Source organism: Qipengyuania sp. YIM B01966, from assembly GCF_016461955.1.
GTDB lineage: Bacteria > Pseudomonadota > Alphaproteobacteria > Sphingomonadales > Sphingomonadaceae > QFOP01.
In genome coordinates this window covers 312,860-334,610 of record NZ_JADMNM010000002.1, presented here as the reverse complement: position 1 = coordinate 334,610, position 21,751 = coordinate 312,860, and the positions used below count along the sequence as shown (strand labels likewise).

Below are 21,751 nucleotides of genomic sequence, written 5' to 3'. Positions count from 1 at the left end.
CCCCCTGTTGCCAGCCCGTCATGCCATCGTGGCAGCCCGGCGCACAAGGGCAAGCGCGCGCACGCGTCAGATGTGGATCGGTTTGCCCTGTACCGCCATCGCCGCCTCTTTCAGCGCCTCTGCGTGGGTCGGATGGGCGTGGCAGGTATAGGCAATATCCTCACTGGTCGCGCCGAATTCCATCGCTTGCGCGGCCTGGGCGATCATCGTCCCGGCGACACTGGCGATGCACCACACGCCAAGCACGCGGTCGGTCTCTGCATCGGCGATGACCTTGACGAAGCCGTCCGGTTCGCGGTTGGTCTTGGCGCGGCTGTTCGCTATCATCGGGAACTTGCCCACCTTCACCGCGCCGCGCTCCTTGGCGGCTTCTTCGGTGAGCCCGACCCCCGCCATCTCGGGCCAGGTATAGACGACGCTCGGGATGACCGCGTGATTGACGATGCCCGTCTGGCCGGCGATGTTTTCGGCCACGGCAATGCCTTCATCCTCGGCCTTGTGCGCCAGCATAGGGCCGGGGATGACGTCGCCAATCGCCCACACGCCATCGACCTTGGTGCGGAAATCATGGTCGGTTTCGATCTGGCCGCGCTGGTTGGTGGCAAGCCCGATCGCGTCGAGCCCGAGCCCCTCTGTATTGGGCCGGCGGCCGATCGAGACCAACACATGGCTAGCCTCGAGCGTTTCCGCCGCGCCGCCGGCCGCCGGCTCCAGCGTCAGCGTGACCTTGCCGCCATCAACCGTAGCGCCGGTGACCTTGGTGCCGAGCCGCAGCTCCATGCCCTGCTTCTTGAAGATCTTGGCCGCTTCCTTGCGGATGTCGCCATCCATGCCGGGGAGGAGCTGGTCGAGGAACTCCACCACCGTGACCTTGGCCCCCAGCCGGCGCCAGACGCTGCCGAGCTCAAGCCCGATGACACCGCCGCCGATCACCACCAGATGTTCGGGCACCTGTTCCAGCGCTAGCGCGCCGGTGGAATCGACGATAATCCCGGCATCATTATCCACCGCGACGCCGGGCAAAGGCGTGACGGATGAACCCGTGGCGATGACGATGTCCTTCGCGGTCACGGTCTTGCCGGCGACCTCGACGGTGTGGGCGTCTTTGAAGGTGGCATAACCTTTCAGCCAATCGACCTTGTTCTTCTTGAACAGGAATTCGATGCCGCCGGTCAGCTCTTTCACCGCGGCCAGTTTCTGTCCCTGCATCGCGGCGAGATCGAGCTGCGGCGCCCCGACGCCGACGCCCCATTTGGCCAGCGTGCCGTCACGCGCTTCCTCGAACAGTTCGCTGCCGTGAAGCAGCGCCTTTGACGGGATACAGCCGACATTGAGACAAGTGCCGCCCAGCGTCTCGCGACCTTCGGCGCAGGCAGTCTTGAGGCCCAGTTGCGCCGCGCGGATCGCCGCGACATAGCCGCCGGGCCCCGCGCCGATGATGAGGACGTCGTAATCGTAGGTCTGGTCAGCCATGGAATATCTCGGACAGCGGAGGGAGTTAAAGGTCAATCAGCAGGCGGGTGGGATCTTCTATCGCTTCCTTGATCGTCTTGAGCGCGGTCACCGCCTCGCGCCCGTCGATCAGCCGGTGATCATAGCTGAGCGCGATATACATCATCGGACGGATGACGATCTGGCCATCGCGCACGACCGGGCGGTCCTCGATCCGGTGCAGGCCGAGAACGGCGCTCTGCGGCGGATTAATGATCGGGGTGGACATCAGCCCGCCGAACACGCCGCCATTTGAGATGGTGAAGGTGCCGCCTTTCATGTCTTCCATAGTCAGCGTGCCTTCCTTGGCGCGCTTGCCGAAATCGGCGATGTCCTTCTCGATCCGGGCAAAGCTCTTGCTGTCGGCATCACGCACCACGGGGACCACAAGACCGTTCGGAGCGCTGACCGCGACCGAGATATCGACATAATCGTGATAGACGATCTCGTCGCCATCGATCTGTGCGTTAACCGCCGGGATGTCCTTCAGCGCCAGACACGAGGCCTTGGCAAAGAACGACATGAAGCCGAGCTTGATGCCGTGTTTCTGAACGAACACGTCCTTGTAGCGTTCGCGCGCCTCGATCACCGCGCTCATATCTACGTCGTTGAAGGTGGTCAGCAACGCAGCAGTTTCCTGCGCGCTCTTCAGCCGCTTGGCGATGGTCTGGCGCATCCGGGTCATCTTGACCCGTTCCTCGCGCCGGCCGTCGCCCGTCGAGGTTGACGGGGCGGGGGCGTCGGCGGGGGCGCTGGCCGCCGGCGCAGGCTCACTAGTGCGCGCCTTGGCGGCGGCGAGCACGTCTTCCTTGGTCAGCCGACCGTCGCGCCCGCTGCCCTGGATCGCAGTCGGATCAACGCCGTGTTCCAGCACCGCGCGACGCACCGCGGGCGACAGGGTTTGCGTATCGCCGCCATGACTGTCGGCTTTGGCAGCGGCCGGCGCAGGTGCGTTGGCGGCTGCTTCAGCCACGTCGGACGCGTCCGCGCCCTTATCTCCGGTCACTTCTGCCTTCGCGCGCGGCGGCGCGGCATTGTCGCGCTCCTCGACCTGGGTGCTTTCGCCCGCCGGAACGTCATCCTCGATAGTCGCGATTACCGCGCCAACTTCGACCGTGGCGCCGACCTCTACCGTGTGCGCCCCGAGTACGCCCGCGACCGGGCTGGGCACCTCGACCGCGACCTTGTCGGTCTCGAGGCTGGCAATCGGCTCGTCGAGTTTCACCACATCGCCGGGCTGCTTGAGCCATTCGCCGATAGTGGCTTCGGTGACCGATTCGCCCAGGGCAGGTACTTTGACTTCGGTGGCCATGATGGGTCTTTCCGCGTTCAGGACTGGCTATCGGCCGCGCTATCGGCACCAAGGCCGAGCGCATCGGCAACCAGCGCCTTTTGTTGTTGTTCGTGCCGCCGGGCATAGCCGGTTGCCGGAGAAGCCGAGGCATCGCGCCCGGCATAGATCGGCCGCATCGGCTTGCCCGCATCTGCCGCCGCCTGCTCGATCAGCCGGTCGACGAAGAACCACGCGCCATTGTTGTGCGGCTCTTCCTGGCACCAGACAATCTCGGCCAGATTGCTCATCCGCGCGATCCGGGTGGCCAGCGGGTCGCCGGGGAAGGGATAGAGCTGTTCGAGCCGGACGATCGAGACATCGTCAAGACCGGCCTTGTCGCGCGCTTCCATCAGGTCATATGCCACCTTGCCCGAACACAGCACAAGCCGGCGCACCTTGTCGTCGGCAATGCCTTTCATATCGCTGACGATCCGGCGGAAATGGCTTTCGCCGACGAAATCGGCCGCCTCGCTCTTGGCTAACGGATGACGCAACAGCGATTTCGGCGTCATGATGATCAGCGGCTTGCGGAACGGGCGCAGCATCTGCCGGCGCAGCACGTGGAAGTAGTTGGCCGGCACTGTGATGTTGCAGACCTGGATATTGTCGTTCGCACACAGCTGCAGGAACCGCTCGAGCCGCGCGGAGGAGTGCTCGGGCCCCTGGCCTTCATAGCCATGCGGCAGCAGCATCACGAGGCCATTGGCACGCAGCCATTTGGCTTCGGCGGCGGCGACATACTGGTCGATAATGATCTGCGCGCCATTGGCGAAATCGCCGAATTGCGCTTCCCACAACACCAGTGTCTTGGGGTCAGCGAGGGCGAAGCCGTATTCGAAGCCTAGCACGCCATATTCTGAGAGCGTGCTGTCATAGACCTCGAACTTGCCGTGCGGCAGCGTCGCGAGCGGGATGTATTTGCGCTCGGTCTGCTGGTCGAGCCAGATGGCGTGGCGCTGACTGAAGGTGCCGCGCCCGGAATCCTGCCCCGAAAGGCGAACCCCATAGCCTTCGCTGACGAGGCTGCCGAACGCCAGCGCCTCGGCCGTAGCCCAATCGAAGCCGACGCCTTCTTCAAACATCGTGCGTTTGGCGTCGAGCACGCGGCGCAGCGTCTTGTGGACGGTCAAATCGTCGGGGATTGCGGTGAGGGTCCGGCCCAGGCTGTCGAACAGCTTTTTCTCAATAGCGGTTTCGACATTGCGCCGCGCGCTTTCGGCGTCGGCGGGCTTGTTGAACCCGCTCCACCGTCCGGCGAACCAGTCGGCCTCGTTGGGTTTATAGCCCTTGGCGGCGGCGAATTCCTCCTCCAGCAGCGCGTTGAACTCGGCGCACAGCCCGTCGGCATAAGCACTGTCGATCACGCCCTCTGCCTCGAGCTTGGCGGCGTAAATCCGGCTCACCTTGGGATGGGCGCGGATCGCGTCATACATAAGCGGCTGGGTGAAGCTCGGCTCATCGCCTTCATTGTGGCCGAAGCGGCGATAGCACCACATATCGATCACGATATCGCGGCGGAATTGCTGGCGGTATTCGATCGCCATTTTGCAGGCGAAGGTGACGGCTTCGGGATCGTCGCCATTAACGTGCAGGATCGGCGCCTGAACGCCCTTCGCCACGTCGGAGGGGTAGGGCGAATTCCGCGCGAATTTCGGGCTGGTCGTGAAGCCGATCTGGTTGTTGATCACGAAATGCAGGCAGCCGCCGGTGTTGTAGCCGCGCACGCCGGACAGGCCGAAGCATTCCCACACCACGCCCTGCCCGGCAAAGGCAGCGTCGCCATGGATCAGCACGGGCAAGACTTCGCGGTGATCGTCGAGATCGTCGCGGAACGCCTGCTGCGCGCGGGTCTTGCCCAGCACTACCGGATCTACCGTCTCGAGGTGGCTGGGGTTTGGAACGAGGCTCATATGCACCTCGATTCCGTCGAACGAACGGTCGGTACTGGTGCCGAGATGATATTTGACGTCGCCCGATCCGCCGACATCCTCCGGATTGGCGCTGCCGCCCGAGAATTCGTGGAAGATCACGCGGTATGGCTTGGCCATGACATTGGCGAGTACATTAAGCCGGCCGCGGTGGGCCATGCCGTAGATGATCTCGCGCACGCCGAGCTGGCCGCCATATTTGATCACCGCCTCCAGTGCGGGGATCATGCTTTCGCCGCCATCAAGCCCGAACCGCTTGGTGCCGACATACTTCTTGCCGAGGAACGCCTCGTATTGTTCGCCCCGGATCACCGCGGCGAGGATGGCGCGCTTGCCCTCGGGCGTAAACTGAATGACCTTTTCCGGCCCCTCGATCCGGTCCTGGATGAAGCGCCGCTCCTCCACGTCGGAAATGTGCATGTATTCAAAGCCGACATGGCCGCAATAATTGGCCTTGAGCACCTCGACCAGCTTGCGCGGCGTAGTCCATTCGAGGCCGAGCGTGCCGCCCAGATACACCTCGCGGTCGAGTGCCTCGCCAGTAAAACCATGATATTCAGGGCTGAGATCGGCCGGAAGATCCTGTTTCGACAGGCCCAGCGGATCGAGATTGGCCGCCAGATGCCCGCGCACGCGGTAAGTGCGGATGAGCAGCATCGCCCTGATCGAAGCACCGGCCGCGTCCTCGACCGCCTTGGCGTCGAGGGGCTTGCCGGCTTTGGCCGAAGCCTCCTTGACCGCCACCGCCAGCGTCGTGGGGTCGAGCGCCTGGGTCAGCTCGTCCGCATCGTTGCCGTCCACTGCTGGCCAGCCGGCACGCTGCCAGCTCGGCCCGGCCTGCGGCTCCGCATCCAACGGAAAATCGTGCACTTCGTTACCCATGTCGCTCACTTTTCTCGCGCCCCTGTTGAAGGGACGCGCAGGGGTCAGGCCAGTTCCTTGAGCAGCGCGTCGAGTGTCTTGCCCAACTCGGCTGGCGAGGGAGAGACGCGCACGCCGGCTTTCTCCATCGCCGCGATCTTGTCTTCCGCGCCGCCCTGGCCGCCGCTGACGATCGCGCCGGCATGGCCCATGCGCCGGCCCGGAGGGGCGGTTCGCCCGGCGATGAAGCCGACCACGGGCTTCGTGCGGCCCTTCTTCGCCTGATGGGCGAGGAATTCGGCCGCTTCTTCTTCGGCGCTGCCGCCGATTTCGCCGATCATGATAATCGACTTGGTCGCATCGTCGCTCAGGAACAGGTCAAGTACGTCAATGAAATTGGTCCCGTTAACGGGGTCGCCGCCGATGCCGACGGCAGTGGTCTGGCCGAGGCCGACCATGGTGGTCTGATGGACCGCCTCATATGTCAGCGTACCGCTGCGGCTGACCACGCCGACGCTTCCCTTGCTGAAGATCGACCCGGGCATGATGCCGATCTTGCATTCATTCGGCGTCAGCACGCCGGGGCAGTTGGGGCCGATCAGCCGGCTCTTTCTGCCGGACAGCGCGCGCTTGACGCGCACCATGTCGAGCACCGGAATGCCTTCGGTGATGCAAACGATGAGCGGCACCTCGGCATCGATTGCCTCGAGGATCGAATCCGCTGCGAATGGCGGCGGGACATAGATGCAGCTCGCTGTCGCGCCGGTGGCGTGCACCGCTTCGGCCACGGTGTCATAGACCGGCAGGCCGATATGCGTGGTGCCGCCTTTGCCCGGCGTCACCCCGCCGACCATCTGCGTGCCGTAGTCGAGCGCCTGCTGCGTGTGGAAGGTGCCGGTTTCGCCGGTCATCCCTTGCGTGATGACCTTGGTGTTCTTGTCGACGAGGATGGACATTCAGTAGCTCCTAGAAGGCAGCGCCAATGAGACGAACCCTGGGGTGTTCGGATTGGTTGTCTGGAAAGAATTGCAGACCGCGGAACCCGGCACCCGATTTTGTCAACCAAGCGCGTGAGTCAGTTTGCTGAAAGCCGCGACCCAATTCGGTCGCAATCGTCCTTTCGAGCCACCGTTGATCTGCTTTCGAGTCTAACGTGGCTTCGACAACGCAGGTGCGCGAGATCCCATCGTCCTCGGCAGGAAAGCTCACACTGATGGGCAACAAGAGATGCGTAAAGCCATCTCCGTCAGGAGATGCAGCCCATTGATCTGGCGCTTCAAATCGATCACGTGATGCTCCGCTCGTTGAGGCGGACAACATGCAATCCATACCTGCCCGATAAGTATAGTAGTTCAGTGCCGGTGGAACGGAGGCGTGCGCCCCCGCGCCTGCGAGAACCAGTAGTGCCAACGGCAGGCGGATGAGTTTAAGCAAGGCTCTCATCCAGCGCCTTGCAGGCCACCAGCAGTTCCTCGACCGCGTCGGTCGAGACCTTGAAGTTGACCTTTTCCTCGTCCGACAGGGCGATTTCGACCACCTCTTCAATGCCGTTGGCGCCGATCACAGCAGGGACGCCGACGTAAAGGCCGTCGAGGCCATACTTGCCATCGACATAAGCAGCGACCGGCAGGATGCGTTTCTGGTCGCCCAAATAGGCCTCTGCCATCGCGATGGCGCTGGTGGCGGGCGCATAATAGGCGCTGCCGGTTTTTAGCAGTCCGACGATCTCGCCGCCGCCGCCGCGGGTGCGCTGGACGATCTCATCAATCCGGCCTGCATCGATGCCCTTGATCTTGGCGAGGTCGTTGACCGGGATGCCGCTGATCGTGGTGTAGCTGGTGACCGGAACCATCGTGTCACCGTGGCCGCCCAGCACGAAGGCATTCACGTCCTTCACCGACACGCCGAATTCCCAGGCGAGGAAGGTGGCGAAGCGCGCGCTATCCAGCACGCCGGCCATGCCGACCACCTTGTTGTGCGGCAGGCCGGAAAATTCGCGCAGCGCCCAGACCATCGCGTCGAGAGGGTTGGTGATGCAGATCACGAAAGCTTCGGGGCAGTTGGCCTTGATGCCCTCGCCGACGGCCTTCATCACCTTCAAATTGATGCCCAGCAGATCATCGCGGCTCATGCCGGGCTTGCGCGGCACGCCGGCGGTGACGATCACTACGTCCGCCCCGGCGATGTCGGCGTAATCGTTGGTGCCGGTAATCTTCGCATCGAACCCTTCGACCGGGCCGCACTGGGCGAGGTCGAGCGCCTTGCCCTGCGGGATACCTTCGGCGATGTCGAACAGGACGATGTCGCCCATTTCCTTCTTCGCGGCGAGATGGGCGAGGGTGCCGCCAATCATTCCGGAACCGATCAGAGCGATTTTCTTGCGTGCCTGCTGAGCCATGAAAGCCGTGCGTCCTTTGCGCGCGGGACCGAAGTGCAAATTACGGCACGCGCGTGCCGTCCCGCAAATGGGCGCGCGCCGTTACGCCCCTGGCGGTAGGCCCGCGAGATCGCCTTTGCAAGCATGACGGGGCGCGGTCGCGAACTTATCTTTGTGAATGATTTGCAATAGCAAGTATGCCCGCAAACGGGGCTGTCATGTGTCAAATGCAGAGCACGCTCAACCGGTTCCCAGATCGCTTGCAAGCCTGCGCGCCTTGGCCGGGTCGAGCGCGGCACAATAGGCCAGATAGCGCATCGCCGCGTTGCGATTACCGGCGGCGAGGGCAGTTTTTGCGGCGGCGGCGAAATGGGAGACGGCGGCGACTCCGTGCGCGCCGAACAAACGGAGAGCATTCTGCTGGACGGCGTCGAACAGTGCATCGGGCGCGTTGTCATTCGCTGCGGCGGGGGCCCGGGTGTCGGATGACAGCACCCGGTGGACCGGCGAACGTCCGCCACAATGGATGGCGGGAGCAAAACGGATGGGCATCAAGCGCGACCTCGAACTGGTGAGCCGCAGCTTTAGCCGGCCGGGCCTAAGACCCGGTTCGAAAGCAGGGTTAACGCCCGCTGCTCAGCGTGGCTGGGCGATCCACCGGCCCGAATTGGCGTATTCAGGCTTGACCGTGCCGCCCGATGGCAGGTTCTCCCCAACGAACTGGGCATCGCCGCCCCGCGCCTGCACGGCCGCGTTATAGGTCGGCACCGGTTGCGCGGTTACCGGCGCGGCGGAGGCAGCCTGTGCCTGCTGCTCGGCGGCGGCGCGGGCCGTCTGGTATTGCTCTTCAAGTGCGCGGGCGAGCGCGGCCGGGTCGCCCGCCAGCGGATCGCCCGCGGCCGGCAAGGCTGCTCGCGGATGCGGCGCGGCAACCGGCTCGCCGCCGCGATAGGCAACGGTGAACGCGCTCCGCGTGCCGGCCCCGCCGCGCCAGCGATAAAACACGTGCGCGCCGATGCGACCGACCGTATCGAGCGTTCCGGCCCAATAGGGATTGATCCAGACCGTGTGGTAATGCGTGGCAAGGCCGATCGGCGCATAGACATCGCCCGCCAGCGCGCGCGCCGCGATCCGCCGGGCGCGGGCCATGCCGGCGACCGACGGGCGACGCAGCAGCGATCCGTCGCAGGTGAAGGTGAATTGGCACCCGGTCTGCCGCTCCGAACCCTGGAACACGACGCCGCATACGCTATTGGGCCACGCCGGGTGCGCAACGCGGTTCAGCACCACCTGCGCGACCGCCTTTTGCCCCTCCTCGCTCTCGCTGGCGGCCTCGTAATAGACCGCCATCGACAGGCATTGCAGCGCGCGCGCCTTGTCGATCCCTGTCCCTGCCTGCGAGAAGGCACGGGCGGCGGGGCCGGCATCGACGATCGCGGCCAGTTGCGGCGCTTCCTCCGCCCCGGCCGGCCGGACAAAGGGCATCAATTCCCCGGCAAGGCCGGGCTGCGGGGCCGGGTCTTCGAGGTAGTAGAGCGCAGAGCCGGGAAAGCTCTGCCCGGCGGTCTCGAACGGCATTGTTCGCGGGGCACCGCCCCCATCGCGCCATGTAGTGAGCATATCCCACCCGCCCGGCGCCGCCATGGCCGGAACGGCAAGTGCCGCTGCCGCCAGCGCCAGCCGCCGCCCGCGATGGCGCGCGGCGATCCGCGCCGCCAGTGGCCGCACACGGCGGACCAGCCGCGCGTGCAGCTCGGCCTCGGCGGTTGGCAGGAATGGCGCGATCGGTGTCAGGGCAATGGTCCTTGCGAAACGACAATGCGCCGTGGGACGCGCAGGGCGCATATCATACTCGGCACCAACAGGCAGCCACGCGCGTCCGCCTGTCCAATAGCGGCACATGGCAAAACGCCCGATTAATCGACATGGTTAGCAAAGTCTGACAGCTTGTGCGCGGCTTTTTGCGCGTCTATGCCGCGCGCATCGTCACGGGTTGTCCTTCGGGACCGAAGAGGGAAGCGGGTGCAACACCCGCGCTGCCCCCGCAACTGTGACCGGGGAGCGGCTCCGCCATATCGCCACTGGGCATCGCCCGGGAAGGCGGCGGGACAGCGACGATCCGGGAGCCAGGAGACCTGCCAGTGACGGTCGTTCCGCGGCCGGGCGGGGTTTACCGGGCGCATACGGATGCGGGCGATCCTGCTCGCTCTCCGTCATGGGCGACATTTCGCACATGATTGGAGAAGCAATGCATAAATATCTGTTTTTGGCTAGTTGTGCCCTGGTGGTTCCCGTCGCCGCAAACGCGCAGGAAGCGGCCGAGGACCAGCCGCTTGTTCTCACCAAACCGCGCGACGAGGCGGTCATCACCGTCGTCGCCACGGGGACAGCGGGCGATGTTACGGCAACCGGCCAGCCCGTCACCGTGATAGGCGATAGCGAGTTGCGCGCCGTGCAAGGCCCTGATCTCACCCGCGCGCTGGAGCGGGTGCCGGGGCTCACCGTCAGTCGCAATGGCGGGCTCGGTGCGTTCACCGGGGTCCGCCTGCGCGGGGCGGAGGCAGAGCAGACGCTGGTCGTGCTCGACGGGGTGCGCGTAGCAGATACCGCCTCCCCCGGCGGCGGGTTCGACTTCGGCACGCTGACAACCGGCAATCTCGCCAAGATCGAGGTGCTGCGCGCGTCCAATTCGACTGTCTGGGGATCGGACGCGATCGGCGGCGTCGTGGTGGCGTCCACGCGCGTCAGCCGCGGGCTGGTGGCCGAGGCGGAGTATGGCAGCCGGAACACCCTGTCGAGCGCGCTGAGCGGCGGCATTGCGGGCACGCGCGGGTTTCTAGGCCTGTCGGGTACTTACCTGCGGACCGACGGCTTTTCCGCCGCGGCCAGCGGCACCGAAGCGGACGGGTTTGAACATTACGCGCTCGGCGGGGATGGCCGGCTCTACATATCGGACGCGCTCGAATTGTTCGCCCGCGCGCGGTGGGCCAAGGGGACGCTCGACATCGATGGCTTCCCCGCACCGACCTATCAGCTCGCCGATACCCGTGAGGTGCAGGAAACGCGGCAGCTTTCGGCCAGCGCCGGGGCGGAATATGATCGCGGTCCGCTGTTTCTCAACGCCAGTTTCAGCCGCGCGGAGACCGAGCGCGAAAACCGCGATCCCGCCGCCGGGCCGACCTTCAGCAGCACCGGCACCTCCGACCGGCTGGCGCTGCGCGGCGAGTGGCGGCCGTTTGGTCCGCTGCTGGTGCATTTCGGCGGCGAGCACGAATGGACGGGTTACGAAACGCTCTACGATAGTGGCGCCAAGGCGCGGATTTTTGGCGCCTATGCCCAGCTCGGCATTGAATTCGGCGCGCTCTCGGCCCGGGCCGGCGGCCGCGTGGATCAGCATGACCGGTTCGGCAGCGGCACCAGCTTCGGCGCCGATCTCAGCTACACCATCGCGCCCGATCTGCGCGTACGGGCCAGTATTGGCGAGGGGTTCAAGGCGCCGACGCTGTTCCAGCTGTTCAGCGATTACGGCAACGAGGCGCTGCAGCCGGAAACGAGCACCAGCATCGACCTCGGCCTGACATTGGGCGACCGGGTGTTCGAACGGCGCGCATTTTATGGTGCGGCCACGGTGTTTCGGCGCGAGAGCGAGAACCAGATCGAATTTGCCAGTTGCTTCGGCTCCACCGCGCCGCTCTGTGCCACGCGCCCGTTCGGCTATTACGACAATATCGGCCGCGTCCGCGCGCAGGGGTTCGAGCTGGAGCTGGGCGCGCGGCCCGTCGCCGGCTTCATCGCGCGCGCCGCTTATGCCTATGTCGATGCCGAAAACCGCACGCCGGGTAGCACGCGGCTGGGCAATGCCCTGGCGCGCCGGCCACGCCATGCGCTGACGCTGAGCGCGGATTGGCAGGTTGTCACCGAGGGAATTGCGCTAGGGGCCGATGTGCGATTGGTCAGCGACAGTTTCGACGATGCGGCCAACCTCACGCGGCTCGATGGTTTTGAGGTGGTCACGCTGCGCGCTGCCATGCCGGTGGGCGAAAGGTTCGAACTGTTCGGGCGGATCGAGAACCTGTTCGACCAGCACTATCAGACAGCTGCGAGCTATTCATCGACCCCGCGCGGGGTCTTTGCCGGGGCGCGGGTCAAGCTGTGATCAGCGGGCGCGCGGGTCGGCTGGCGATCTTGCTGGCGCTGGGCGTGGCGGGCTGCACAAAGCTGGCCGCTGCGCCCGCGCCGGCCACCGGCCACGCGCGCACCGCCATCGTCAGCCTCAACCCGTGCCTTGACGCGGTGCTGGTCGAGATCGCTGCGCCGGGGCAGGTGCTGGCGATTTCGCATTACAGCCGCGATCCGGGTGCCTCGTCGCTCGATGCGGCGCGGGCCGCGCAGTTCCGCACGACCGGAGGCACGGTCGAGGAGATTATCACGCTCGCCCCCGATCTGGTCGTCGCTGGTCAATTCCTGCCCCCGGCAACCCGCAGCGCGCTGGAGCGCCTCGGTATTCGGGTGGAGACGTTTGGCAGCCCGGCCTCGGTCGAAGAAAGCCACGCGCAGAGCCGGCGGATCGCCGCCCTGGCTGGGGCCCAGCAGAACGGTGAAGCGCTGATCGCGCGCATCGATCGCGCCTTGGCCGAAGCCGCACCATTAGGCGCCGGGCCGTCGCCTCGTGCGGTCCTGTGGCAGCCTGGCGGCCTCGCGGCTGCTGACCATACGTTGGTGGCCGAATTGCTCGCGCGCGCCGGGTTTGCCCGTATGGGGACCGGCGGGCAGGGCACGTTTCTCACCCTGGAGGAGGTGCTGGCCAATCCGCCCGACATCCTGCTGGTGGCGGGCACGGACCGCGCGCAGCATCATCCGGCGCTGGCGGCCGTTCCGCAGATGCGGCGGGCAGAGTACGACCCCTCGCTGCTGTGGTGCGGCGGGCCAACGATCATTCGCGCGGCGCAGCGGCTGGCCGCAATCCGCAACGCGGGCCGCATATGAGCGCATTGCGGCTCAACATGATGCTGGCAGCGGCGCTGGGGCTTGCCGTCGCTGGCTCGCTGTTCGCCGGGCGGGTGTGGCTCGACCCGGCCAGCACGCCCAATGCGGCGGTGATCCTCGCCCAGTTGCGCCTGCCGCGCGCGCTGCTGGCGGCGATCATCGGTGCCGGGCTGGGTGCGAGCGGGGCAGCGATGCAGGGCTATCTGCGTAATCCGCTGGCCGATCCGGGTCTGTTCGGCATCGCGCCCGCCGCCGCTCTGGGCGCGGTGCTGTGCCTGTGGCTGGACCTTGCCACGCAGCCATTCGCGCTGCCCGGCTTTGCCCTGATTGGCGCGGGCGGGGCGATGGCGCTGCTGGCGCTGATCGCGGGGCAGACGGCAGGCGGCACGCATGGCCTCGCGCTGTTCACGCTCGCAGGGATGATGATCGCCAGCCTCGCCGGGGCGCTGACCAGCCTCGTGATCAGCCTGGCGCCCAACGCCTTTGCGATGTCGGAAATCGTCACCTGGCTGATGGGCGCTTTGACCGATCGCGGCTGGTCCGATGTCGCGCTGGCCGCGCCGCTGACGCTGGCGGGGCTGGCTTGCCTGCTCGCTGCCGGGCGCGGGCTGGATGCACTGGTGCTGGGGGAGGAAACCGCCCGCTCGCTCGGCATTGCGCCGCGCCCGCTGCTGTTCTGGCTGGTGGCAGGCGTGGGGCTCACTGTCGGCAGCGGCGTGGCTGTGGCGGGCATCATCGGCTTTGTCGGGTTGGTGGTGCCGCATCTGGTCCGCCCGCTGACCGATCGGCGGCCCAGCACCCTGCTGGTGCCCGCAGCGCTCGCCGGGGCGCTGTTGCTGGTGCTGGCCGATGCGTTGGTGCGGGTGCTGCCGCTGGTGACCGAGTTGCGGCTGGGCATCGCGCTGAGCCTGATTGGGGCGCCGTTCTTCCTCCATCTGCTGCTACGGATGCGGCGGGGGTTGGCGTGATGCTGGCGGCGCAAGATCTGACGCTGGGCGCGCGTTTGCGTGACGTCACGGCGTCGTTTGCGCTGGGCACTATCACTGCGATATGCGGGCCGAACGGGTCGGGGAAATCCACGCTGCTAAAGCTGCTGGCCGGGTTGGAGCGTCCCGATACCGGGTTTGTAACGCTTGATGGCGCGAGGCTGGATGCCCTCGATGCGCGCCGGCGCGCGCAGGCGATCGGCTACCTCCCCCAATCGGGCGAGGTGGCCTGGGATGTCGCCGTGCGCGACCTTGTGGGGCTGGGCCGCCTGCCGCACCGCGATCGGGGCGCGGCGGCGATTACAGCCGCGCTCGAGGCGCTCGACTTGGCCGCGCTGGCCGACCGCCCCGTATCGCGCCTCTCAGGCGGCGAGCGGGCGCGTGCATTGCTGGCGCGGGTGTTGGCGGGGGAACCGCGCTGGATCCTTGCCGACGAGCCACTGGCCGCGCTCGATCTCGGCCATCAGCTTGCGCTGCTTTCGCATCTGCGCCGCGCGGCGGAAACTGGAGCGGGCGTGGTGCTGGTGCTGCACGATCTCGCGCTGGCGATGAACCATGCCGACCGCGTGATCGTTATCGACCAAGGCGCGGTCGTCGTTGATGGCCGATGCGAAGACGCGCTCGACCACCGGGTGATCGAGCGCGTCTGGGGCGTCCCCGCGCACTGGCTGGGCGAGCCGGGTGCGCGGGCGCTGGCGCTGGGTTAGTTCCCCGTCCCGGTCAGGCCGCGCGCTTCGAGCATCGGCTGCACCTGCGGCTCGCGGCCGGCAAAATTTCGGAACATCTCGAAATAATCCATCGTCCCGCCCTGGCTCAGCACAGTGGCGCGGTAGTGGTCGCCATTGGCGCGGGTCAGCCCGCCATTGTCGGCAAACCATTTGCGGCTGTCGCGGTCGAGCATCTCGGTCCAGAGGTAGGAATAATACCCCGCACTGTAGCCCGAGGGGTCCGAGAAGATGTGGTTGAAATAGGAACTGCGATAACGCGGCGGCACCAGATCGACCGCCAGGCCCAAATCCTCGAGCGAGCGGCGCTCGAATGCGTCGACCGCTTCGGGCGTGTTGATTGCCGCCGCCTGCTGCGGGCTCAGCGCGTGCCACTTCATGTCGAGCAGGGCGGCCGCGACCACCTCGCCGAAATCGTAGCCCTGGTTGAACTTGGCCGCTTCCTCGATCTTGGTCACCAGAGCGGCCGGGATCGGCGCGCCAGTCTGATAGTGGCGGGCGTAGTTGGCCAGCACCGAGGGTTCGGTCGCCCACACCTCGTTCACCTGGCTCGGATATTCGACGAAATCGCGCGCCGTGGCCGTGCCTGACAGCGAGGCATATTGTTGATTGGCGAAAAGACCGTGCAGCGCGTGGCCGAATTCGTGGAACATCGTGCCAACATTGTCGAAGCTGACCAGCTGCGGCTCGCCATCGGGCGCCTTGGGGATGTTGAGCACGTTGTAGATCACCGGCTTGGTGCCGTAGAGGTGCGACTGGTCGACGAAATTGCTCATCCACGCACCGCCGCGCTTTGACGGGCGCTGATAGGGGTCGAAATAGAACAGCCCCAGCTCGCTGCCATCCCGGTCGAGCACGGTATAGACGGTCACGTCCGGGTGATAGACCGGGAGGTCCGTGCGCTTGCGGAAATCGAGCCCATACAACCGGTTAGCAGCATAAAATACGCCGCGTTCGAGGACGTTGGTGATCTCGAAATAGGGCCGCACGGCATTCTCGTCGAGGTCGTAGCGTTCTTTGCGGACCATTTCGGCATAGCGATACCAGTCCCACGGTTGGACCGTATGGTTGCCACCGGTCGCGCGGATCTTCTGGTTGAGCACCTCGGCTTCGCGCCGCTGCGTCGCGGCAAGGGCCGGGACCATCTGCTGCATGAAACCGAGCGCGGTGGCAGGCTTCTCGGCCATCCGGTCCCACATCGCATAGGTCGCCCAGTCAGGCGCGCCGAACAAGGCCGCCTTCTGGGCGCGCAATTGCGCGATCCGCGCGACCAGCATCCGCGTATCGTTGGGGCCGCCCTGGTCGGCGCGATGGGCCGAGGCGTTGAAGATCCGTTCGCGCAACGCGCGGTTGGCGAGATTGGGCAGGATCGGCTGCTGGGTCGTGTTCTGCAGCGCGATGACATATTTGCCGGCGAGGCCGCGCTCCTCGGCAGCCTTGCGCGCGCTTTCGATCTCGTCCGCCGAAAGGCCCTGCAAGTCGGCCACGTTATCGACCACAATCGCGCCGTCATTGGTCGCCTTGCGTAGTGTCTGGCCGAACTGGGTGGTTAGGGTCGACAGCTCGGTGTTGATTTCCATCACCTGCTGACGCTGCGCCTCGGTCAGCAGCGCGCCGGCGTGGACCATGCCCTCGTAGCGGTCTTCGAGCAGCTTCATCTGTTCGCGGTCAAGGCCCAGCGTGGCGCGCGCGTCGTACACCGCCTTGACCCGCGCAAACAGCGCCGGGTTGAGCGTGATCCAGTCGTCATGGGCCGACAGCTTGGGGCTGTATTCGCTGTTGATCGCTTCGAGCGTGGGGTTGGTGTGGCTGCCCGTCAGCGCGAAGAATACATTGGCTACGCGGCCCAGCATCTGGCCGGTGGTCTCCAGTGCAACGATCGTATTGTCGAAGGTCGGCGCGGCGGGGTTGTCGATGATCGCCTGCACCTCGGCCCGCTCGATCGCCATCGCCTGGTCGAAGGCGGGGCCGTAATCACTCTCCGCAATGCGGGTGAAATCGGGCGCGCGGAACGGCAGCGCCGAAACATCGGCGAAATAGCCGGTCGCCTGCGGCAGCGCGGCCGGTGCGGCGACGGCCGCCGTTTCGGTTTGATCGTACATCGTGGTGCATCCGGCGGTCAGCGCGCCAAGCGCGGCAGCAGCAAGAAGGGGGGCTTTCATGCGTCGGTTCCTCAACAAGACAGGGCAGTCTGGCACGAAATAGCGCGCCGCCACCAATGGCATCATGCCAACCAGCTTTTCGTTGCCGATGCAACCTTTGCCCGGCGCTGAACCGCGCGGCGCGAGGACAAACAAAAAGGGGCGCCGGCAATGCGGCGCCCCCTTCCAAAGCCGTGATGGCCGCCGGATTACTGGGCCGGGGTGGCCGTAGCAGCCGGGGCAGCAGCGCCGGCCGCCGGGGTCGCGCCGGCGATCGGGGCGACGGCCTGGTTGGTGGTCAGGGCGCCATCGTCGACCGCTTCGCCCAGGACTTCGCCTTTGGCTTCGGCGGCAGCGGCCTGCGCTTCCGTCTGCGCAGCGGCACCGGGCATGCCCATGTCTTCCTGTGTTTCGGCCTTGGCTTCGAGGTTGTCAGCGCGCTGGTCGTAGGCTTCTTCGACCTGCTCGCCGGCCGTTTCGCCACAAGCGGCGAGGGCAAAAGCGAGCGGCGCGGCCGCTGCAATCATGATCTTGCGCATAGAATGTTCCTTTATCCACCGAATGGGAGTGGGCCGGTGCCTCAGGCCTTGGCGGTTTGCAAGCACTCTTGCTGCGGCAATACACATGATCTCGTGCGCTTTTCCCCCGCGAGCCCGGCGATTGACCAGCACACCACCGACCGCCATGCGCGTCAGATGACGCTGTTCAGTTTCGATTCCTATCATGTCCTGTTGGCCGGCACCGGCATGGTCATCATCGCCGCGCATTGGCTGCCGCGGTTCATCTCGGGGCGCGAGCCGGCGGCGTCCGCGCTGCTGGTGCTGCTGGGGATGGCGGCGTTCTTCATCCCCGGTATGCCGCAGGCACCGAACCCCCTGACACAGCCCTATCCGTGGGAATTGCTGGCCGAATGGTGTGTGATCATTGGCCTGTTCGCCACCGGATTGCGCATCGACAAGGTCGGCAGTTTCATCCGCTTCCTGCCGACCATCCGCCTGCTTTCGGTGGCGATGCCGCTGACGATCCTCGCGCTCGCCATTGTCGGCTGGCAGTTTGCCGGGATGACGCTGGCCGGCGCGCTGCTGCTGGGCGCGGTGCTGGCGCCGACTGACCCGGTGCTGGCCGGCGATGTCCAGGTCGGCCCGCCGCAGGAGGGTGGAGAGCATCCCGTCCGCTACGCGCTGACGACCGAGGCGGGGCTGAATGACGGGCTGGCGTTCCCCTTTGTCCACCTCGGCATCCTGTTCGCCAGCGCCGGCGTGCTGACCTGGGACATGGCCGGCGAGTGGCTGCTGCGCGATGTGATCTGGCGGATTGCGCTGGGCGGGCTGGCGGGCGTTGCGGCCGGCTGGCTGCTCGGCCGGGTGCTGTTCTACTGGCCGCGCAACAATCCGCTGGCACGTACGCAGACCGGGATCATCGCGCTCGCCGGGGTGCTGGTCGCATATGGCGGGGCGGAACTGGTCGAAGGGTACGGCTTTATTGCCGCCTTTGTCGCCGGGGTGGTCCTGCGCCGGCAGGAACAGGACGACGAGTATCATTTGCGGCTACACGATTTTGCCGAGGCGGTGGAACACGCGCTGACCGCGGTGCTGCTGGTGGCCCTGGGCGCGGCGTTTCCGGCACTATGGCCCTATCTCGACTGGCCGCACGCGCTGATCGGATTGGCGCTGATATTTATCATCCGGCCGGTGATCGGCTGGTGCAGCCTCTATCGCACAGGCCTCGCCTGGCGGCCACGCGCGGTGATCGCGTTCTACGGCGTGCGCGGGATTGGCTCGGTCTATTACCTCGCCTATGCGGGCCACAATGTCGAACTGGTCAACGAGGAGGCGCTGTGGGCGACGGTCGCCTTCACCATCCTGCTCTCGACGCTGGTCCACGGGCTGACCGCGGGCATCGCCGTCGAACGGGTGACCGCGCGCAACCTCGACCCAGCAGACGATCCAGCTTCGCGCGCCTGAACTAACGCAGCGGCGGCGGCGGCGGCGGTGGCACGCCTGGCGGTAGCGGGAGTGGCGGCGGCGGAAGCGGCGGTGGATTGAGCACGCTCGCCTCGCTCTCCAGAGTGACCTCGTCCGACCCGGCAACGAGGGTAATGTGGTGTTCGCCGGTCCGCACCACCGCCGGCCCGGCGGCGAGAATGCGGGCGAGGATCAGCCCCGCATCGTGGCCGGGAAACGCCTCGCCCATGCGGCACGTCCCCGTGGGCGCACGGGTGACGGTGAACTGCGCGGCCTTGTCCCAGCGCCCGCCGACCCCGGCCTCGGCGCATGCTGTCCAGTCGATCGAATCCTCAGTAATGATGATCGCCCCGTCGCGCTCGAACCCACTCCCTCGACTGCCTGCACCTTCGTAGGTCGTGGAGGACTGCGGTACCCAGCGGCCGGTGATTTCGCTGAGCGCAGGAGCATTGGCACGCCGCCACGCGGCAGGGGTGACGAGGACAAGCTCGCCTGCGCTGCTGGCCAGCCGGATGCGATCCGGGGCCATCCGCGTCACCTGCGGATTCGTACCGAAGAAGGCGAAAAAGCGGCCGTCGCGCTGCTCCTGCTCGGGCGGGCAGCCCATAAGCGTCTGCAATCGGCCGCCCTCTTCGCTGTGGTCGCGCAGGATACCGTCAGCGCCCAAAGACGCGGCATTGCCCGAATGATTGCAGCCGACAGCGTAGGCGAGGCCTCCCTTGCGTACCTCGACATAGGACCGCCGCCAGCCTGCTCCGTTCTGCCAGCCGGGAGTAAAATCGCCGAACCGTTCGACCAGCCACAAGCCTTCGATCTCGGCAAGGCTGGTGACGGGCGCGCCGTTGGTCGCCTCCGGTGCTGGCTTCGCATCCTCGACGTCGCCGTTCGCGCATCCGGCCAGCGCCAGTGCGAGGGCGATCAGCCGTATGGTCATTTTCGCCGCGCGAATGTCTGTAGCGCTTCGGCCTCGGCCGCGACGATCAGCAGATCGCCGGGCTCGAGCGCGGTTTCGGGGCGGGCGTAGATGAACGGTTCGCCGGGCCGTTTGACCCCGACTACGGTGATGCCGAAACGGCTCCTGAGAGCTGCCTCCGCCAGCGTGCGGCCGACCGCATCAGCCGGTGCGCTGACCTTGGCGATCGCGAACCCGTCGTGAAAGTCGATGTAATCAAGCACCTGTTCGGCGACCTGATAGGCTACGCGCTCGCCCATCGAGGCTTCGGGATAGACCACGTTATGCACCCCGACGCGCTCGAGCAGGCGGCCATGTTTGGGCCCCAGCGCCTTGGCCCAGACGTCGGCCACGCCCATATCCACGAGGGTAGACGCCGCCAGAATGCTGGCTTCGAGGTTGGTGCCGATGCCGACAACGGCATGGGCCATGGTTTCGACACCCAGGTCGCGTAACACGCGCTCATCCGTGGCGTCGGCCTGCACGCAATGGCTCAGACGGTCGGCAAAGGCCTGCACCAGCGCCTGGTCGGCGTCGATCCCCAGCACTTCGTGCCCCAGCCGGGTCAGCGCATCGGCCACCGCCCCGCCGAACCGGCCAAGCCCAATCACCGCCACGCTGGTGCGCCCGGTGCCGCTATCGCTACCCCACAATGACTCTCTCCTCGGCATAACGGATATTGGTAGGCCGGTTGCGCAATGCGAGCGCGGCGCCCAGCGTGATCGGCCCGACGCGGCCGATGAACATCAGCGCCATGATGACGCCCTGTGCGGCCGGTGGCAATTTGGCGGTAATCCCGGTCGACAGGCCGACAGTGGCAAAGGCGGAGGATGCTTCGAACATCACATCGCGCAAGGGCAGACCCGACAGGCCGAGCACCGCCAGCGTGCCGAGCCCGACCGCCGCTACCGCCAGCACCAGCACCGCCAGCGCCTCGCGCTGGACTGCGCCGGGGAGGTGCCGGCTGCGGATCGTGCTGTCGGGCCGTCCGCGCAATTCGGCGGCGACCACCGCCAGCAGCACCATCACCGTGGTCACCTTGATCCCGCCCGCCGTTCCCACGCTGCCGCCGCCGACGATCATGACGAAGCACGCCATCAATACCCCGGCATCTGACAAAGCGGCAATGTCGATCGCGTTGAAGCCGGCGGTGCGCAGCATCACCGAATGGATCAGCGCATTGAGCGCGGCGTGCGGCGTAGCCATGCCCGCCAGCGCGCCGTCGCGCTCGAACAGAAAGGTCAGCAGCGCCGCGCCCGCCAGCAAGATTAGCGTGCCGAGCACGGTCAAATAGGTGTGGAGCGAAACCCGCTCGCCCCGGTGACGGCGAAGCAGTTCGGCCACCACCGGCATCCCGATCCCGCCCAGCACCACTGCGGCGGACAGCGCCAGCAACACCACCGGATCGTGACTGTAGCGCATCAGGCTGTCGGGGTGGAGGCCGAAGCCCGCATTGTTGAACGCGCTGACCGAATGGAACAGCCCGTGCCACGCCGCCTCGGCCCACGGCGCGCCGTAGGCGAGTCGCCACCAGCCGATCAGCAGAACGGCAATCCCCAGTTCGACCGCCAGCGTGAAGGCAAGCACCGTGCGCACTCGCCGCTCGACCCCGCCGGGCCCGACACCGCGATGCTCAGCCCCGGCCCGCAACCGGCCCGACAGCGACAGCCGGTCGCCCAGGGCCATCAGCAACAGCGTGGTCACGACCAGCGTGCCGAGCCCGCCAATCTGGATGAGGCCGAGGATCACCGCCTCGCCAAAGCCGGACCCGTAGGTGCCGGTATCGACCGTCACCAGCCCGGTGACGCAGGTGGCGCTGACCGCAGTGAACAGCGCCACCAGCCACGGCGCGCCGCCTTCGATCGCTCCAGCCTCACGCGCGGCGGGCACCATAAGCAACGCGGTGCCGGCAAGGATCGCCAGCGCAAAACCGAGCGGTACCAGCCTCACGGGCGACACCCCTTGCGCCAACCCACCAACGCGGCGCGTAATCGTGCGGGCGGGAAG

17 protein-coding genes and 1 riboswitch are annotated in these 21,751 nt (G+C 66.3%); of the genes, 5 read left to right on the top strand and 12 right to left on the bottom strand.

Translation table 11 applies throughout. The annotated features are described in order from the left end of the window. Window positions 1-66 precede the first annotated feature (66 nt). The 7 genes from lpdA to ILT46_RS04205 all read right to left on the bottom strand — a co-directional run bounded on the left by lpdA (window position 67) and on the right by ILT46_RS04205 (window position 9,835). Window positions 67-1,473, bottom strand: coding sequence for a dihydrolipoyl dehydrogenase (gene lpdA / locus ILT46_RS04235; protein WP_199503390.1), 1,407 nt, complete (start codon window positions 1,471-1,473; stop codon window positions 67-69). Between the two features lie 25 nt (window positions 1,474-1,498). After that, window positions 1,499-2,803, bottom strand: coding sequence for a 2-oxoglutarate dehydrogenase complex dihydrolipoyllysine-residue succinyltransferase (odhB, locus tag ILT46_RS04230; RefSeq protein ID WP_199503389.1), 1,305 nt, complete (start codon window positions 2,801-2,803; stop codon window positions 1,499-1,501). A gap of 17 nt (window positions 2,804-2,820) precedes the next feature. Then, window positions 2,821-5,634: a 2-oxoglutarate dehydrogenase E1 component gene (locus ILT46_RS04225; protein ID WP_199503528.1), complete on the bottom strand. Its 2,814-nt coding sequence runs from the start codon at window positions 5,632-5,634 to the stop codon at window positions 2,821-2,823. Between the two features lie 44 nt (window positions 5,635-5,678). Next, window positions 5,679-6,569, bottom strand: coding sequence for a succinate--CoA ligase subunit alpha (gene sucD / locus ILT46_RS04220; RefSeq protein ID WP_199503388.1), 891 nt, complete (start codon window positions 6,567-6,569; stop codon window positions 5,679-5,681). 470 nt (window positions 6,570-7,039) lie between these two features. After that, window positions 7,040-8,011, bottom strand: coding sequence for a malate dehydrogenase (gene mdh / locus ILT46_RS04215; RefSeq protein ID WP_199503387.1), 972 nt, complete (start codon window positions 8,009-8,011; stop codon window positions 7,040-7,042). A 219-nt stretch (window positions 8,012-8,230) separates the two neighbouring features. Next, window positions 8,231-8,542 carry a hypothetical protein gene (locus ILT46_RS04210; RefSeq protein ID WP_199503386.1) on the bottom strand — a complete coding sequence of 104 codons (312 nt, stop codon included), beginning with the start codon at window positions 8,540-8,542 and terminating at the stop codon, window positions 8,231-8,233. An 84-nt stretch (window positions 8,543-8,626) separates the two neighbouring features. Further along, window positions 8,627-9,835 (bottom strand): cell wall hydrolase, encoded by a 1,209-nt coding sequence (locus ILT46_RS04205; RefSeq protein ID WP_233396979.1) that lies wholly within the window; start codon window positions 9,833-9,835, stop codon window positions 8,627-8,629. A gap of 128 nt (window positions 9,836-9,963) precedes the next feature. Next, window positions 9,964-10,147, top strand: a riboswitch (cobalamin riboswitch). Window positions 10,148-10,256: 109 nt separating this feature from the next. On the opposite strand from ILT46_RS04205, the gene ILT46_RS04200 reads away from it, so the two are divergent. Genes ILT46_RS04200 through ILT46_RS04185 form a run of 4 tightly spaced genes read left to right on the top strand, consistent with a single transcriptional unit; the run spans window position 10,257 to window position 14,669 of the window. Then, window positions 10,257-12,146 (top strand): TonB-dependent receptor plug domain-containing protein, encoded by a 1,890-nt coding sequence (locus ILT46_RS04200; RefSeq protein WP_233396978.1) that lies wholly within the window; start codon window positions 10,257-10,259, stop codon window positions 12,144-12,146. Then, window positions 12,143-12,976, top strand: coding sequence for an ABC transporter substrate-binding protein (locus ILT46_RS04195; protein ID WP_370592326.1), 834 nt, complete (start codon window positions 12,143-12,145; stop codon window positions 12,974-12,976). The genes ILT46_RS04200 and ILT46_RS04195 overlap by 4 nt, the downstream gene beginning before the upstream one ends. After that, complete coding sequence (locus ILT46_RS04190; RefSeq protein ID WP_199503384.1) at window positions 12,973-13,944, top strand: FecCD family ABC transporter permease; 972 nt, start codon at window positions 12,973-12,975, stop codon at window positions 13,942-13,944. Before ILT46_RS04195 ends, ILT46_RS04190 begins: the two co-directional genes overlap by 4 nt. Continuing rightward, on the top strand, window positions 13,944-14,669 hold the full coding sequence (locus ILT46_RS04185; protein ID WP_199503383.1) for an ABC transporter ATP-binding protein: 726 nt from the start codon (window positions 13,944-13,946) through the stop codon (window positions 14,667-14,669). Before ILT46_RS04190 ends, ILT46_RS04185 begins: the two co-directional genes overlap by 1 nt. On the opposite strand, the gene ILT46_RS04180 is transcribed toward ILT46_RS04185, so the two are convergent. Together ILT46_RS04180 and ILT46_RS04175 are read right to left on the bottom strand one after the other, a co-directional pair. Next, window positions 14,666-16,789, bottom strand: coding sequence for a M3 family metallopeptidase (locus ILT46_RS04180; RefSeq protein WP_370592338.1), 2,124 nt, complete (start codon window positions 16,787-16,789; stop codon window positions 14,666-14,668). The genes ILT46_RS04185 and ILT46_RS04180 overlap by 4 nt on opposite strands. A 248-nt stretch (window positions 16,790-17,037) precedes the next feature. Further along, on the bottom strand, window positions 17,038-17,367 hold the full coding sequence (locus ILT46_RS04175) for a hypothetical protein (RefSeq protein ID WP_199503381.1): 330 nt from the start codon (window positions 17,365-17,367) through the stop codon (window positions 17,038-17,040). 93 nt (window positions 17,368-17,460) lie between these two features. Here ILT46_RS04175 and ILT46_RS04170 point away from each other — a divergent pair, with 93 nt between their 5' ends. After that, a complete protein-coding gene (locus tag ILT46_RS04170; RefSeq protein ID WP_370592325.1) occupies window positions 17,461-18,792 on the top strand; it encodes a cation:proton antiporter in 1,332 nt (443 codons plus the stop codon). Window position 18,793: 1 nt separating this feature from the next. Here the strand turns inward: ILT46_RS04170 and ILT46_RS04165 are convergent, their stop codons facing one another. From ILT46_RS04165 to ILT46_RS04155, 3 genes are read right to left on the bottom strand one after another with little or no spacing between them, the layout of a single operon-like run. Continuing rightward, the gene (locus tag ILT46_RS04165; protein WP_199503380.1) at window positions 18,794-19,726 is read right to left on the bottom strand and encodes a hypothetical protein; all 933 of its coding nucleotides are present in this window, start codon (window positions 19,724-19,726) and stop codon (window positions 18,794-18,796) included. Then, on the bottom strand, window positions 19,723-20,397 hold the full coding sequence (locus tag ILT46_RS04160) for a potassium channel family protein (protein ID WP_233396977.1): 675 nt from the start codon (window positions 20,395-20,397) through the stop codon (window positions 19,723-19,725). Before ILT46_RS04160 ends, ILT46_RS04165 begins: the two co-directional genes overlap by 4 nt. Next, a complete protein-coding gene (locus ILT46_RS04155) occupies window positions 20,387-21,694 on the bottom strand; it encodes a TrkH family potassium uptake protein (RefSeq protein WP_199503378.1) in 1,308 nt (435 codons plus the stop codon). The genes ILT46_RS04160 and ILT46_RS04155 overlap by 11 nt, the downstream gene beginning before the upstream one ends. Window positions 21,695-21,751: the final 57 nt, after the last annotated feature.